The sequence below is a fragment of the Symmachiella macrocystis genome (assembly GCF_007860075.1).
Taxonomy (GTDB): domain Bacteria; phylum Planctomycetota; class Planctomycetia; order Planctomycetales; family Planctomycetaceae; genus Symmachiella; species Symmachiella macrocystis.
In genome coordinates this window covers 2916806-2931156 of the sequence record NZ_SJPP01000001.1, presented here as the reverse complement: position 1 = coordinate 2931156, position 14351 = coordinate 2916806, and the positions used below count along the sequence as shown (strand labels likewise).

Below are 14351 nucleotides of genomic sequence, written 5' to 3'. Positions count from 1 at the left end.
ACTCTCCACTTGGTCAGGGGACATGCCAGAATTCCCCCCTCGACTTTCCCCCACATCACCACAGCGATAAGCTAACAGCCTGTGCAATCTATCAGCAAACCCAACAAACCTCATACGGGGAGACGCTCCCATGCAGATGTTTTATAGCGGGCAATGGCAAGACAAATCCGACACGATCGATGTCGTCAACCCATTCAACGGTGAGGTGATCGATACGGTTCCCCGCGGCACAGCTGCCGATGTCGATGCGGCATTGGCCACGTTGGCCGAAGGGGCGCGGATTATGAAGAAAATGTCCGCTTGGGACCGCTGCCAGATCCTCCGCAAGGCCGCGGCGATCATGGAACGTCGCGAAGAAGAATTGGGCCGACTGATTAGTACCGAAGAGGGGAAAATTCTAGCCGAAGGAAACCTCGAAGCCTCGCGGGCGCGGGAAGTCATCGAAGTTTCCGCCGAGGAAGCCCGCCGCATTACCGGCGAAATGGTGCCGCTCGATGCCGCGCCGGGTGCCGCCGGAAAACTCGGTTTCACATTGCGGGTTCCTTGCGGAATCGTCGCCGCTATTACGCCGTTCAATTTTCCTTCCAATCTCGTCTGCCACAAAATTGGACCTGCCATCGCCGGCGGCAATGCTGTGTTGATCAAACCTGCTTCCGACACACCGTTGTCGGCACTGAAACTGACCGAGATCATGCTCGAAGCGGGTCTGCCTCCCGAAGCGATCGCCTGCATCACCGGGCCCGGTAGCGAATTGGGCCAGGCGATCTGCGAAGATTCGCGCGTGCGCAAGATCAGCTTCACCGGCAGCTTTCCGGTCGGAGAAAACATTTGCCGCATGGCAGGCATGAAAAAAGTCACCATGGAACTGGGCAGTAACTCGCCGGTGATCATCATGGACGATGCCGACATCGAAACCGCCGTCAAAGCCATCACTTCCAACGGCTACGCCAACGCCGGCCAGACCTGTATTTCCGCGCAGCGAATTCTGACGTCCAGCAAAATCCATGGCGACTTTCTCGATGCACTGCAGCCGAGCGTCGAAGCGCTCTCGGCCGGCGATCAACTCCAAGCAGAGACTAATGTCGGCCCCTTGGTGCGTGAGGCGGATGCGGAGCGGGTCGAGAAATGGATCCGGCAAGCTGTCGAGAGCGGTGCGCGACTTGTGACCGGCGGCGAGAGAAACGGATCCGTCTGTGAACCGGCAATTCTGGCGGACGTCGCTCCGGATATGCGAATCAGTTGCGAAGAGTTGTTTGGCCCAGCAGTCGCCTTGACCGTTTTCGACGATATCAACGAAGCGATTTCGCTGGCCAATCAAACTGAATTCGGTCTCTCAGCGGGGATCTTCACACAAGACATCGACCGCGCCATGCGCTTTGCCCAAGAAGTCGACAGCGGCAATCTGCATATCAACTGGGGTTCACAATGGCGCGCCGATTTAATGCCCTACGGCGGCCTCAAGCACAGCGGCACCGGTAAAGAAGGCCCCAAGTACGCTGTCCGCGAAATGACCGAGGAGAAGATGGTCGTGATGCATCTGAAATAGGGATGAGCAGACAACGTTGAGGCTTGAGTCAGGGGGATGTCACCGGCATTCCCAAGTAGAGAGATGAGGCCCGCTAGCCTCACTCAAGTCTCATACCGATGTTGGGAGACCTGCGGTCGGGGGAGTGCGGGGTCGGGAGACCCGCGCACAACATGTCACCTCAAGCCTGTCTCCTCACGCCTCTTACCTACACCGATGTGTCTTCGATCGCAGACGTAATGCTATCGAGGTCCAGAGCGGCTTCGAGTGAGGCTTCGTTGTGGGTGCGGCGGGCTTCTTCCAACAACAATTCGCAGTCGATGGTTCCTTCCAAGGAAATGCCGAACATCTTGGCGTTCTCATCAATCTCGCGTTGGCAGGTCACAGCCAGCGCGATGTACCCATCGAGATCGATTCCGAACTCAGCTGCCAGCAACTCCTGCGAAGCGGCGACGTATTTGTTATCCGGCGTCCATAAGGCATGCGCCATCAAGTCGCCGGCGTGCACGGCAACGGTCAACAGCTCCGTCTCTTCACCCTCGACGTGATGCAAGGCGACTGCTTCGATCAATTCTTCCGGCAACTCCCAACGTTGCAGCAAGCGTGCGCCCAACTCAGGATGCGCAAACCCAAACTCCTCGCGTTCGGCTTCTAGTAGATCAAGACCATGTGGGTGTTGGTCGACAATTCCAAAAAACCGTTCCGGTTCCAGTTGTGCGAAGATCAATTCGCCCATGTCGGCCAGCAGCCCGGCGGAATAGGCTTCGTCGGCGTTGAGGTCTTTTTTCAGTTTTGCCAATTCGGCCGCCACCGTCGCGATCGTGAGCGAGCGGCGCCAGAATTCCGAATATTGCTTGCCCCGCGCGCCGCGGGTCATGCTCTCCACCAGCCCAAAGGTTAAGGCAATCAACCGCAACGACCGCTGCCCGATGAATGCAACCGCTTGGCGGACGCTGGTGACTTTGTGCCGCAATCCATACCGTGAGGAATTAGCCACGCGCAGAATCTTCGCCGACAAAGCCGGGTCGCTTTCGATGCACTGGGCGACGGTGCGGACGTCAAAGTCGGAGTCGCGGGTGAGCAGCAGGATCTTCTGCGCCACTTGAGGGGCAGAGTGCAACTGATCCATGCGGTCCAAAAAGCCATCGATGGCACGATTCGGTGTGGGGGCGATCATCGCAAGACTCGTTGTGTTGGCGTATTTTAAGAAAATGACACAAAGTGTGTGTCAAAAACATAGCTTGCCCACCGACGGGGGCAAGCCGCCGCCCATCGCTTTTCGAGTTGCCACCTCACCCATCAAATACCACCGCTACAACCCCCATCAAAAGCGTGACATATCAGAATGTCTTGCTTCGCTTGTGAGGGCGCACAATCGACACGACCGCTACCACTCTCCTGCCGGTCGTTCGGCGCCAGCGGTCAGCTGCGTTTGGTCCGTTTGCGTTTTTTGACGAGACTTCGCAGCGTCGCGAGGTTGATTTCATCCAACGGGGTTCCGTCCTCGTCGCCTTTGGGGGTCTCCATATACATCGGTACCTTGGCGAATCGACGGTCGTTCAGCAGATTGCGAAATGGTTCTAAACCCAAAAAGCCATCGCCGATTTTTTCGTGCCGATCAACGCGGCTGCCGAACTCCTTTTTACTGTCATTCAGATGAAACGCCCGAATGCGGTCCGTGCCGATCAAGCGGTCAAATTCCTTCATCGTTTTTTTGTAGTCTTTCGGCTCAGTGATCGCATAACCGGCGGCAAAGATATGGCAGGTGTCGACGCACACCCCCAGCCGCTCGCTTTGCTCGACATGGTCAAAAATATAGGCCAACTGCTCAAAGCGGTGACCCAGATTCGTCCCTTGTCCGGCCGTCGTCTCCAACAGAATCTGTGTTTGAAAGCCCTCGGTTTGTTGGTGGGCTTCGTCAAGCGCCTGCACAATTTTTTCAAGCCCTTCCTCCTCGCTCGATTTCACAAAGCTCCCCGGGTGCATGACCACACCGATCAAACCCAACGCCTCAGCACGCTGTAATTCGATGACAAAGGCATCGAGTGACTTCTTCCACAGCGCGTCGTCAGGACTGGCCAGGTTGATCAGATAACTGTCGTGCGCGACCGGGTGCGTGATACCGGTCTCTTCAAGAGCCTCGCGAAACAGCCGGATATCCTCTTCGGTGAGCGGCTTGGCACGCCACTGATTGTTGTTCTTCGTAAAGATTTGCACACAGTCCATGTCGAATTCCGCTGCGGCGCGAACCGCTTTGTAGTAACCGCCGGCAATGGACATATGGGCGCCAAGAAGGGGCATGGTCGAACTCAATCTTGAAAAAACGGTGAAACTTCCAAGCAATTTACGTTCAATAACCATAGACATATCAGACACTTACGGTCAACCGCCTCTGTCGAAATTGTCCACCTCATTCGCTGGAAAACGCAATTCTGCTGCCATTGCCTAACCCCTTCGCCCAGCACTGGTTCGGGAAACTGACTGCCGAATTTGCAAGATGTTCTTGCCAGGAGGCAGTCGTCGCGTCTAAGATTTCGTCATGGCTCCGAATATCTAGGGGAATTCGCCATGGAATGGAATGCTTTAACCATAGTTGCTTCTCTCGTGGGGGGCGTGTTGATTGTCGCGGGAATGTTGGGAGCAGTCGTGCCATTGCGCCGGCGGTTAAAATCCAATGAAGGCCGTCGCGCCTGTCAGGCGTTTCGTTTTCAGCGGGAAATGCTCGAAGCCAAGTTCTTCGACATTGCCGTCACCTTGGGAAAACCCCGTGGGTTGCGCTGGATCGATTGCCGTTGGGAGGACAATGTCACGTTTGCCCGGGATAAGCAAACTGGGCTCCTCACTGCGTTTGTAGCGGTCAATATCCGCTTCGAAGCGATCGAAGGGGGCGATATGGAAGACGTGGCGGCTGTCGACACAATTCGCGATGCGGCGGCGCTATTCCACTACCAAAATGGACGCTGGGGAACCGGCGGGCGGGCCCTATTTAACCTCAATCCCGACGAAGCGCTGATCCGGTTGGAAAATCAGTTCGAACCGTTGGCGCCAATGACGTAAGATATCAGGCCGGTCGATCTGCACAGCTGTGCGGGTTAGTGATTGTCGGTCGGGCTTTCGGCATCGTCGGACGTCACCGCAAAGCGGGGTTGGCGGATCGATGCACGTCATTCCGACTTTAGCAGAACTGACCTCGCTGAAAATGTCATCAAAGAACAATTGTCTCAACGTTCGATGTTGGAGAGGGATCGCGGCATCTCAGAACCGGGCGGATCGCGGATAATATGGCTGCTGCCCCAGTCGCCACTGCGAAAAACTCGCCAACCGAGACCAGTGTCATACTTGAGATGCCTCGGTTCGACCGTTACGATAGGGGTGTATTCTTAAATAGGAAGACACGCCAGCGGTGGTCGGTCAGAACAATCATGTCCTCCGTAACAAGGCGGAACTTTTCGAATGAGTGAATATTTGAATTTAGAACTGACAAAAGAACAGCGTGAGCTGTTACTCGACGGGCTGCGATTTGTCCGGAGCGCACGGGCCTTAGACGTCCGTGATCCACAACCGGGGGATGATCCTACGCGTAAAGCGGAATTGTCCGAAGTCGACGAATTGGTGGGCTTGCTCGAAAAAGGGCCGACCTCGACCGTCAATGCATGAACGCGTTTTCACAGGACCGGCGACGCCGGCATTGATTGTTCCTCACCCGGAACGATCAGATAGCCAAGTCTGTCGGATGAGAAAACCCTCGAAACGAAGGCCGCTTGCTGCGGATGTCCCGGAATGCGTTATCAGAACGTGTGCGTTGAGGCACTGACTTTCACACTGCCTCCGCATGTCGTGAGCTCCGTGGATATCGAGGAGCAACTTGCCCCAGTCTATGACGGGCTGGGTATGTCCGTCGGCCGCTTGGAACTGATGACCGGAATCCGCGAACGGCGATTTTTTCCGCCAGGAACCTCGCCCGGTCACGTCAGTGCCACAACCGCCAACGACGCCATTGAAGCCTCGCGGATCGACCGCCGCCATTTCGGTTGCTTGATTCATGGTTCCGTTTGCCGCGACCAAATGGAACCGGCGACCGCTTGCGGTGTGCATTACGAAGCCGGCATGCCGGGCGATGCGCTGGTACTGGATGTCAGCAACGCCTGCCTGGGCATATTAAATGGCGTGATGATTCTGGCCAACATGATCGAACTGGGGCAGATTCGCGCCGGGGTCGTGGTGGGAACCGAAACCGGTCGCGATTTGGTCGAAGGCACGATCGACTCCCTACTCCGCAATCCGGACGTGACCCGCAAGGATGTCAAACTGGCATTTGCCTCATTGACGATCGGATCGGGATCGGCGGCCATCGTGTTGTGTGATCGCAAGTTGAGCAAGACTGGGAACCGCCTGCTCGGAGGCGAATTCCGCGCTGATTCCGAAAGCCATCACCTGTGCATGGGGGACAGCGAGATCGAAACCCACGGCGACGGTCGCCCCCGCATGCTGACCGATGCCGAAGCTCTGCTGCATGCCGGCATCGACCTAGCTGCCGTGACTTGGGAGCGAACTAAACTAGCTCTGAATTGGACCAACGCGTCGGTCGACAAAGCGTTTACACACCAAGTCGGCAAAGCCCATAAAAAGCTGCTCTACGAACGTCTGGACCTGAATCCCGAAATTGATTTTTCGACGCTGGAATTCTTAGGAAACACCGGAGCCGCCGCTCTGCCGACCGCCACTGCTGTCGGTATTGAACGGAAGCATGTTCAAGCAGGAGATCATGTGGCGCTGCTGGGTATCGGCAGCGGACTGAACGCCATCATGCTCGGCATGCAATGGTTGGGCCATCCTTAGATTGCCGGCGGGCGATCCCAAAGGGATATGCGAGAGTCTCCCAAACCCACACCTGAAGAACTGCTTGGGGGTGAGGCATGAACGTCATTCTGCAAACCCAGCGGCTCTCTCTGCGGGAAATGTCGTTGGACGATCTAGATTTCGTCGCAGACATGCTGTCCGACCCCGAGGTGATGCGGTATTACCCCAAATGCTACACACGCAGCGAAGCTCAAGCGTGGATCGAACGGCAGCTTCTGCGATACGAACAGCACGGGCACGGCTTATGGTTAGTGACCGAAAAAACTACCGGCGAACCGGTGGGGCAAGTCGGGTTGGTTCAGCAGCTAATTGAGGCGACCGCCGAAACCGAAGTGGGATACCTAATCCACCGTCCGTTTTGGAGGCGAGGACTGGGTACGGAAGCAGCGCAAGGCTGTCGTGATTTTGCGTTTCAGGAATTGGGCAAAGAGGAACTCATCTCACTGATCCGTCCGGTCAACGTCCCCTCGCAAGGGGTGGCGACGAACATCGGCATGTCCTGGAACCGCCGACGAGTGCAACACGCCCATTCAGAACATTGCGTATTCTCAATCACCCGCAGCGAATGGCAAGCGGAGCAACTGATTTCGTAATCCGCTGGACGCGGTCGAGTGGCTCGCGCACAATGCCATGCGCAGAAAAAAGCCTCACGCAAAGTCGCCAAGGCCGCTAAGGAGTTCTCGGGAGAGTCCAATTCACGAGTGGCAACTGCGTGGTTGAGATATCGATTTTGAAAGAAATTTGCTTTGATAGATTCGACGCGATCTACGCAAACCATTCCCAACCGAATCAACGTTGCAAATCTATTAGCGGCCTTGGCGACTTTGCGTGAGGCTTATTTGAAAATCGGCATACTGCCTACTAAGGCCGTGCCGCTTCGGCGGCGAAGCTGATGGATTGATAACCGGCGGCGCGGCAGAGGTCGTAGACGTGGATCATGTCGCCCACGGGGACATCATCGTCGATGTCCAGGATCACCGGGCTTTCGGCATCGAGTCTGGCGACTTCTTGGAGAACAGGCGCTAACTGGTCGAAGCTGTCGTATTCGCGGTCAGCCAGCTCGATTAAGGTCTGCTGTTCTGCGCTGCGGCTGAGATAGATCCACAGTTTGACCTTGGGGACGATTTCTTCAGGCGGAACGACCGGCGCCTCGATGCTGCCGGAGGGGGGCATATCGGTGGGCAATAGATCCTCGATGGTTTGTCCGCTGGCGGCACAGACAAAGAATATCAGCAATAGAAACACAACGTCGATCATCGGCGTCATCGCGCCGGTCGCCGAGAGTTCATCGATGGGGGGATAAGGGGGGCGTTTCATGGGATTTGCTGTGCAAATCAGTGGCGAGTGGTCAGTGGCCGGTGGCCAGTAACAATTGATTCATCACGATCGAATGTTTCGATGGGGTGCCACTGGCTTCGCCAGTGCCACGTCCAAAGTATGTGCAACTTATAAAAACACTGGCAGAGCCAGTGGCACCCACCAAGTGCTTAGAAAAGTTGGTGTTGTTTAAACCTCTCTGTCTCTGGCCACTGGCCACTCACCGCGTAGGCAAGACCGCCCAGTTTAGTTTTGTGATACCCACTTTAACGCAAGAGAGCATCAGTGGTTCGACGGTGCCGTAGGGGACGGTGCGATCGGCGCGGATTTGGACCTCCAGCGGTTCTTCGCCGGCATCGATCTTGGCTTGTTGAATCAAAAATTCGAGTTGCGGCAACAACATTTCATTGCCACCGACAAAAAACCGCTCCTCGGCAGTGATGGTGACCACCACCCGTTGGGCCAGTTCGGCTTCGTCGGTTTGTCGCGTCGCTTCGGGAAGTTCGACCGCTTGGGCGGTTTCGGAGCGGGCGAGGTGACTGGCGGCCAGGAAGAAAATGATCAACAGGAACACGATGTCGATCAACGGCGTGATATTGAAATGCAGCCCGCGTTCGCGGCGGCGCAAGGGGACTTTCATGACGAAGTCGGCTCCTCGCTACTACCGGTCGTTGGCGGAGACGGTGTGGGAGCTTTGGCTGACGGTTGCGTCACAGCAGGTTGCGAAGTGGCGGTTTGTGAGGCAGGTTCGACAGCCTTCTTTTTTTGCTGGCGACGCTGCGCGACGGTGCGTTTGTATTTTGTAAAGACATGCTCGGCCATCAGCGTCGATTCGGCGACTAGTTCGTCGACGCGGTTGCGGAAGATTGCGAAGGCCGCCAGCGCGGGGACGGCGACGCTTAGTCCCAGCAGTGTGGTCACGAGCGCGCGGTATATTCCGGGAGCCAGTTCCGAGACTTGGGGATTGGCTTTGGTTTCGAATTCCATGAAGGCCAAGATCATGCCCCAGACCGTGCCGAGCAGTCCCAGCATGGGGGCGAGTGTGCCGATGACGGAGAGGTATTCGATTTTTCGAAACAGCCGCGCAGCTTGTTCCATACTGGCATCCTCGACCGCTTTTTCGACGGCGGAGTAGCCCATTTCGACCTCGGCCAAACCGGCGGAAATCACGTAGCCTAAAAAGCTGGGCTGCAGTTTGCATTGCTGTTCGGCTTGGGCGTATTGCTGCAGGCCGACAAGGCGATGGGCTTCTTCGGCCAGTCCGTGCGGCATCAGCGTTGCATGGCGGATGGAGATCAGGTGCTCAAAGATCAGCGCGATCATTGCCACACTGAGTGCGAGGATGATGTAGCCGACGTACCCGCCGGCCTGGATCATTTCTTTAATGTCCAGCTTCGTCGCCTCAGGTTGATCCTGAGCAAATGTCGGAGCTTGCGCAAAACCGGTCTGAGCCACCACCAGCCAGAGACAGCCGCCGAGCAAGACGATTGTCACGAGTCGTCGCGTATGCATCCGCACACTTCCTTTGTCCATGGAAGAGGTCGCGCCGTCCTTTGGCCCGAAAGAAACCGCGTATTTTCAGGAAATCTGTCGCGCCGTATTACTGCGCGGGGGGGAAAAAAGAAAGTGCAATTTGCGGTGGAGGCCGGATGGAGCTGTCTTAAAACAGCGTGTGGTGTTTTATGGTCGGAATTTCAGGACTGTTTTGAGATGGAGCACGTATATCTTCCGTCACGTTAAAACAACGCTTGGAGACGAAGTGATGCATTACAGACCTTGCACGGGTCTGAACCTCCTCATGTTTACTTGAGTCGATTCAGTGCATCACTGATTGCGTTGGGATTGCGTTTCGTCCTGCAGGTAACGGTGTGCGTCGCAACGCACCCTGCATTTGCTGAGTTGCTGCAATTTGACTAGAACCAGTTTCAAAACCCGCTTGCGCTTGTTCCGGACACCTACATATTAGTGTCAGCGAGATGCGTCAGAGGGTTTTGAAACGACTTGTCGGAAAATCGCTTTACACTAGGGCTGTGCCAGCGCCTGTTCGATTTGTTTGCTGACGATGTGTTCGAAGATTTGCACCTGCTGTTGATCGATTTGATCTTCTGGGCCATTTTTGTCGAGCGGCCAGGGGATCGATAGCGTCTGGGCTGCCTGGTAGAACATTTGCATGGCCGTTTCTTCTTCGAGTGCATCGGCGTTGAAAGCAACGCGGCCGTTGCGACCGATGACGACGAACCCCGAATCGTTGCCTGCGAGATACTTCTCAGCCGAAGCCCCTACGTTAGATCTCGTGGTTGCATCAATGCCAACCAAAGATTTCCAGCCGCGAGCTTTTTGGAAATCACGGACACGCTGCATGTTCGACTTGGCACCAAAAACCTCTAAGAAGATGACTCCCTTGGAGCCGAATTTTCCTTGGAGAGTCTTCATGAAGGCGACAGCGTCGTCGTTGCTTTGATCGTCTTGAGTGTCACCCATTTTTTGTGAGAAAACGAGCACCACGACCTTACCCTTGAAGCTGTCGAGATTTCGTGATTTGCCGTCGATCCATTCAGCAATTTTCAGCGGCGGCGCGACTTGAGAGGGCTGAATAGGCTGAGGTGCCGGGGGCAATGGCTGAGAATCGCCGGTGCGGTAGGTCCGTTCGTCGACCGCGTTGATATAGAGAGCTCCCTTGGGGAACGCGAGTGCCAAAGCAGCCGGTTCGATCGCTTTTTTCGGTTCAAATTTTGTGGCTTCCCAGGCAGTGATACGTCCCGTGACCAACGGTGGGCGGGGCGCGTCTTTGGCCAAGGTGCCGGCAGCGAATTCCTCGCGTTGTTTTTGAGCAATTTTTGCGTCGGGAATGAGATCGCGGCGTCTTATTTTCGCCGGATAGAAGCCATTGGCGACTTTTTTGACCGCCAGGATCTGCAAGTCGCGATGAAACGGGGTGACGACTTTATCGGCCGTGCTGACGTAACTCCATTCCATGCGTAGCGGCAGAGCGCCTTGCCGGGGATCGATCCAGACACGCGCCCGCTCCCCTTTTTCAACAACTTCATCCATGACATACATAACGCGGCCTTTGACCTCAGTCCGCTTGACGACTTTAAAACGACTCGGATCGGCGGTCATAAACAGATCCCATTCATGCCAATCCCTTTTGTGGGTCCAGTCCTCTTTGACAAAACCCATCGGCGGGAGCGAAATGGCGATGCAGTCGTTGAGGACATTTGCCACACGGCCCTGGCCGGGGGCATTTCCGCCGAACCAACACCGCAGCGGCGGGTCGTTGTCTTTCGACCACGATGCCAACACGATCGAGTTATACAGCTCCGATAATTTCTCCGGAGGAGTCAGTGCGCCGGGAAACAACGTGTCATCGGATGCGGAGGGATTGTTTGACCGGCGAAGATGAAGTGATTGGCCATCGGTCCAGACATACGGCCGCTGAATCACCCACCCCTTGAGGCGATTTTTGACCGATTCGTCGGAAAGGGTCTGCGTCAGGTATTGAATTTCCTCGCCGACATGTCGCATGGTCTCTTTGAATTGCGCCTCATCCAACGCTTTCCCGTTGACTACAATAGATCCCGGATTTGCCTTGGTGAAGTCTTGTTTTTCCTTGAGACGCTGCCGTTCGGTTTCAATCGCGGCTTCCGTATCGGTGATCGTCATGCGGTATTCAACACCCAGCGGCATGAACTTGGTGAAGTTCTTGTGATAGGCCGCTTGGATGGCTTTGACGGAAGGTAATTTTGCGGTCTTGCGCGATGCAGTCGCCCGTTTGCGAGGCGCAGCCGGGCGTTTGCCGGTTGAGGCAGTCCGTTTGCGCGTAGCGGATGTCGGTTTGCCTTGAGAGGCTGTTGCCGGCTTGCGCTGAGGAGCGGTTTGTTTTTTAGCAGCGGGCGGGTCAGCGGCGTGGGCGTTGAATCCCCCAACCACAACGGTGAAACCGCAAAGAACGGCGAACAGGGCGCTGAGCGAACGGCCGTAAGGGCGCAATTTCCCGACGGGCATTGAGTTCTCCTCCATGAGAAGTTGCAAGCATTTTTTTGAGGTGCGGCGGCATCTACGGCGCAACTGCCGCGGGCCCGATCCACAATGGAGCGAGTCTTTTAGCGGATATGAGACAGGTTGGCTAGCCGAAATTGCTGGTTGAAAACCGAGAAGAATTCCGCTGCGATTTATCTCAATACGGTGAGGGTCGGATTCGATTCGGACTGTCGAATCTACATGGCCGTCGGTACAGTGATTGATGCCACCAGACGATGCAGCCTGCTATTCCAGCGATATTTATCAGAACACGCTCAGCTATCTGGAGTTTCCGATGTTTCTACCTGGTCCGATGGAACTGCTGATCATCGCCGCGATTTTTTTGATGCTCATCGGCGTGCCGTTGCTCATCGCTGTGCTGGTGATTTATCTGGTCAAAAGCACGAAGTCGCCGGAAGGCGACGATCGGCACGATTAGTAACGTATTGGCCCGGCTGTGCCGGACGGAACCGCGGTGTTTTGATATCCAATTGGTAACTGCCGATGGAACGGGTCCAAAATCAGTGGTTATCTAAAGGGATTCTTTACGGTTATTGAATGGCCTGTTTAGCGAGAAGATCCGCGGGTTTATCTCAATTTGGCCACAGTCATCCGGTCGTACCGGCACACGTTCTATCAGCTCCAGTCTATTGACGGTTTAGATTTGCTACTGCATTGATCGATTGCAGCGGAAAATACTTCCGCCTCTCGGTCTTGCTGCCTCGACTTTCACCCCATCCAGTGGACTTGCCAATGTTTTCCCCAATTCCTAGTCCGACTGAAATAATTCTGCTCGTTGTGAAATTTGGGTGTAACGTGGGTGCCTGCGTAATCATTTTCATGCTTGTGGATTATCTCGTGGAAAGCATGAGGACACCGCGGGATGACGAACGGCATCAATAGTCCGCCCCAAGGCATAGCCGGGGGCTGACGGAAACTGGGACAAATGTCGGTGAATTACCACGCCTTACCATCGGCGCGGGTGCCGCAGAGGGCGACTTCGATTCCCAGTTCGGCGGCCATTGAGGCTTTGGCGAGTAACGCTTTGTCGGCATCGGCGGCTGACTTGGCGTAGGCGACTTGGATGTGATTCGATTTGTGACGGGCCATCATTTGGTCGCGCGACGTACCGTAGGTAACGGCGTGCATGATCGGCCATTGCGGGGTGGTTTCGTTCCAGCGTCGCTCGGTTTCTTTTTTGGAGAGCTTCACCACGCCGCCGCGGCCGAGGTCCATTTTCAGGCGATCGTCTTCGACATAAATCCGCGACCAGACGATTTCACCCGGTTTGGAAATTCCCCGCAGCGTGCTGCCGCCGGCGGGGAAATACATGGGGACTTGCCGTAGGCCGTCGGCCCCTTTCCATCCACCGATGAAATGCGCCGGCGGGGCGGCGCCGCTGATGAGCAGCACCCAGATGTAGTCATCGACCTTACCCGTGGCATCGTGATCGCCCCAACGAATATCGTGCAACGTGTTTTCGACCGGCTGTCCCATTGCTTTGTGGACGCGATAGGTAATCAAGCTGTCGAGACCGGCGCACTCGTCGACTTCGTTGAAGTGCGGGATCGCTTCGCCGGCGTACAATTCGCGTTGTCCATCGCGACTGGTCACGGGCGGGCGGGCCTGGTTGTTGAGGGTGCCTTCGACCAAATCACTAGCGGGAAGCAGGTCTTTGAGTCCTTGTTGGTATTGAATCCCGATGCAGTCGCAGCCGAAATCATCGGCAATCCGCACCGCAGCGATGTACATTTGGCATTGCTTGTGGATTTGATCGTCGGTGAGATCGGTTTCGTGGGTGCGTCCGGTGTGGAAGGTCATGCCTTTGTCTTCCATCCACTTGCGGACCGCTTTGGCTTCAGCATTTTTGACTTGTGTCGACTCATGGTACAGCGCCGACTGACTGAGACGTTCTTTGTAGAGGCCGGTCGGGTTGAGGAGATGGTCGGGAATGATGGCGTTGAACATGCCCATGCAGCCTTCGTCGAAGACACCCATGATGGCTTTTTCGGATTGCATTTGGGCGGCCAACGACTCGCCGAGTTTGCGTTCCTTGGCTGAGACCTTGACCTTCTTGAGCGGTTTGACATGTTTGGTCGCGTGCTTGCACGTGCCGGTCGTCAGCCATTTCTTGAGCCGAGTCGTGAAATACTTGTCGGTGAAGTCCTCGCTCCAGAGCGTGGAATACTCAACACCCGCCTTGGTGAGCGAACCGTTGAGATTCAGCATGCCGACCAAACCGGGCCAAGTCCCCGACCAGTTGGCGACGGTCAGAATCGGGCCTTGATGCGTAGCCAATCCCGAGAGAACATGATGCGAGTACTGCCAAACCGCTTCGGCCACGATCAACGGCGCGTGCGGATCGATGTTTTCAAAAACCTGCATGCCCTGTTTTTGCGAGCCGATGAAGCCGTGCTTTTCGGTTTCGTCATAAGGATGCGCGCGAACGATTTCATAACCGGCCGCTTCGACCGCTTGGGTCAGCGCAGCTTCCATTTGCTCTTGCGCTTCCCAGCAGTTTTGGTTCGCGGAAAGCCGCAAGTCGCCACTGGCGATCAATTGAACTTGGTTCTTTTTGAGTTTTGGTTTTTTGGTCGGTTTAGAAATTGAATAGGCAGACATCGTGCGT

General features: G+C 55.6%; 13 protein-coding genes. 6 read left to right on the top strand and 7 right to left on the bottom strand.

Features of this window, described 5'->3' with window-relative positions:
- Positions 1-130: 130 nt before the first annotated feature.
- Positions 131-1546 carry an aldehyde dehydrogenase family protein gene (locus CA54_RS11250; RefSeq protein ID WP_146370863.1) on the top strand — a complete coding sequence of 472 codons (1416 nt, stop codon included), beginning with the start codon at positions 131-133 and terminating at the stop codon, positions 1544-1546.
- Positions 1547-1733: 187 nt separating this feature from the next.
- On the opposite strand, the gene CA54_RS11245 is transcribed toward CA54_RS11250, so the two are convergent.
- Together CA54_RS11245 and CA54_RS11240 are read right to left on the bottom strand one after the other, a co-directional pair.
- A complete protein-coding gene (locus CA54_RS11245) occupies positions 1734-2702 on the bottom strand; it encodes an HDOD domain-containing protein (RefSeq protein WP_146370862.1) in 969 nt (322 codons plus the stop codon).
- 245 nt (positions 2703-2947) lie between these two features.
- On the bottom strand, positions 2948-3826 hold the full coding sequence (locus tag CA54_RS11240) for a deoxyribonuclease IV (RefSeq protein WP_146370861.1): 879 nt from the start codon (positions 3824-3826) through the stop codon (positions 2948-2950).
- 267 nt (positions 3827-4093) lie between these two features.
- On the opposite strand from CA54_RS11240, the gene CA54_RS11235 reads away from it, so the two are divergent.
- The 4 genes from CA54_RS11235 (at position 4094) to CA54_RS11220 (ending at position 6978) form a co-directional block, all read left to right on the top strand.
- On the top strand, positions 4094-4582 hold the full coding sequence (locus CA54_RS11235) for a hypothetical protein (RefSeq protein ID WP_145379922.1): 489 nt from the start codon (positions 4094-4096) through the stop codon (positions 4580-4582).
- A gap of 396 nt (positions 4583-4978) precedes the next feature.
- A complete protein-coding gene (locus tag CA54_RS11230) occupies positions 4979-5182 on the top strand; it encodes a hypothetical protein (protein ID WP_145379924.1) in 204 nt (67 codons plus the stop codon).
- Between the two features lie 123 nt (positions 5183-5305).
- Positions 5306-6364, top strand: a complete 1059-nt coding sequence (locus CA54_RS11225; protein WP_146370860.1) for a 3-oxoacyl-ACP synthase III — start codon at positions 5306-5308, stop codon at positions 6362-6364.
- Positions 6365-6441: 77 nt separating this feature from the next.
- Positions 6442-6978: a GNAT family N-acetyltransferase gene (locus CA54_RS11220; protein ID WP_146370859.1), complete on the top strand. Its 537-nt coding sequence runs from the start codon at positions 6442-6444 to the stop codon at positions 6976-6978.
- Between the two features lie 268 nt (positions 6979-7246).
- Here CA54_RS11220 and CA54_RS11215 read toward each other — a convergent pair whose 3' ends face one another.
- The 4 genes from CA54_RS11215 to CA54_RS11200 all read right to left on the bottom strand — a co-directional run bounded on the left by CA54_RS11215 (position 7247) and on the right by CA54_RS11200 (position 11707).
- Entirely contained in the window at positions 7247-7702 is a 456-nt protein-coding gene (locus CA54_RS11215) for an ExbD/TolR family protein (protein ID WP_146370858.1), read from the bottom strand.
- Between the two features lie 220 nt (positions 7703-7922).
- Complete coding sequence (locus CA54_RS11210) at positions 7923-8342, bottom strand: ExbD/TolR family protein (RefSeq protein WP_146370857.1); 420 nt, start codon at positions 8340-8342, stop codon at positions 7923-7925.
- Positions 8339-9214 (bottom strand): MotA/TolQ/ExbB proton channel family protein, encoded by an 876-nt coding sequence (locus tag CA54_RS11205; protein WP_146370856.1) that lies wholly within the window; start codon positions 9212-9214, stop codon positions 8339-8341. Before CA54_RS11205 ends, CA54_RS11210 begins: the two co-directional genes overlap by 4 nt.
- Positions 9215-9724: 510 nt before the next feature.
- Positions 9725-11707, bottom strand: a complete 1983-nt coding sequence (locus CA54_RS11200) for a hypothetical protein (RefSeq protein ID WP_146370855.1) — start codon at positions 11705-11707, stop codon at positions 9725-9727.
- A 238-nt stretch (positions 11708-11945) separates the two neighbouring features.
- On the opposite strand from CA54_RS11200, the gene CA54_RS11195 reads away from it, so the two are divergent.
- Positions 11946-12161, top strand: coding sequence for a Sec-independent protein translocase subunit TatA/TatB (locus CA54_RS11195; RefSeq protein WP_146370854.1), 216 nt, complete (start codon positions 11946-11948; stop codon positions 12159-12161).
- Between the two features lie 518 nt (positions 12162-12679).
- On the opposite strand, the gene CA54_RS11190 is transcribed toward CA54_RS11195, so the two are convergent.
- A complete protein-coding gene (locus CA54_RS11190) occupies positions 12680-14344 on the bottom strand; it encodes a fucose isomerase (RefSeq protein WP_146370853.1) in 1665 nt (554 codons plus the stop codon).
- Between the last annotated feature and the right edge of the window lie 7 nt (positions 14345-14351).

Bases quoted from the DNA above. Each gene is read 5' to 3' on its own strand.
- CA54_RS11250 (WP_146370863.1), top strand. From the start codon at position 131: ATGCAGATGTTTTATAGCGGGCAATGGCAAGACAAATCCGACACGATC.
- CA54_RS11245 (WP_146370862.1), bottom strand. From the start codon at position 2,702: ATGATCGCCCCCACACCGAATCGTGCCATCGATGGCTTTTTGGACCGC.
- CA54_RS11240 (WP_146370861.1), bottom strand. From the start codon at position 3,826: ATGCCCCTTCTTGGCGCCCATATGTCCATTGCCGGCGGTTACTACAAA.
- CA54_RS11235 (WP_145379922.1), top strand. From the start codon at position 4,094: ATGGAATGGAATGCTTTAACCATAGTTGCTTCTCTCGTGGGGGGCGTG.
- CA54_RS11230 (WP_145379924.1), top strand. From the start codon at position 4,979: ATGAGTGAATATTTGAATTTAGAACTGACAAAAGAACAGCGTGAGCTG.
- CA54_RS11225 (WP_146370860.1), top strand. From the start codon at position 5,306: ATGCGTTATCAGAACGTGTGCGTTGAGGCACTGACTTTCACACTGCCT.
- CA54_RS11220 (WP_146370859.1), top strand. From the start codon at position 6,442: ATGAACGTCATTCTGCAAACCCAGCGGCTCTCTCTGCGGGAAATGTCG.
- CA54_RS11215 (WP_146370858.1), bottom strand. From the start codon at position 7,702: ATGAAACGCCCCCCTTATCCCCCCATCGATGAACTCTCGGCGACCGGC.
- CA54_RS11210 (WP_146370857.1), bottom strand. From the start codon at position 8,342: ATGAAAGTCCCCTTGCGCCGCCGCGAACGCGGGCTGCATTTCAATATC.
- CA54_RS11205 (WP_146370856.1), bottom strand. From the start codon at position 9,214: ATGCATACGCGACGACTCGTGACAATCGTCTTGCTCGGCGGCTGTCTC.
- CA54_RS11200 (WP_146370855.1), bottom strand. From the start codon at position 11,707: ATGCCCGTCGGGAAATTGCGCCCTTACGGCCGTTCGCTCAGCGCCCTG.
- CA54_RS11195 (WP_146370854.1), top strand. From the start codon at position 11,946: ATGCCACCAGACGATGCAGCCTGCTATTCCAGCGATATTTATCAGAAC.
- CA54_RS11190 (WP_146370853.1), bottom strand. From the start codon at position 14,344: ATGTCTGCCTATTCAATTTCTAAACCGACCAAAAAACCAAAACTCAAA.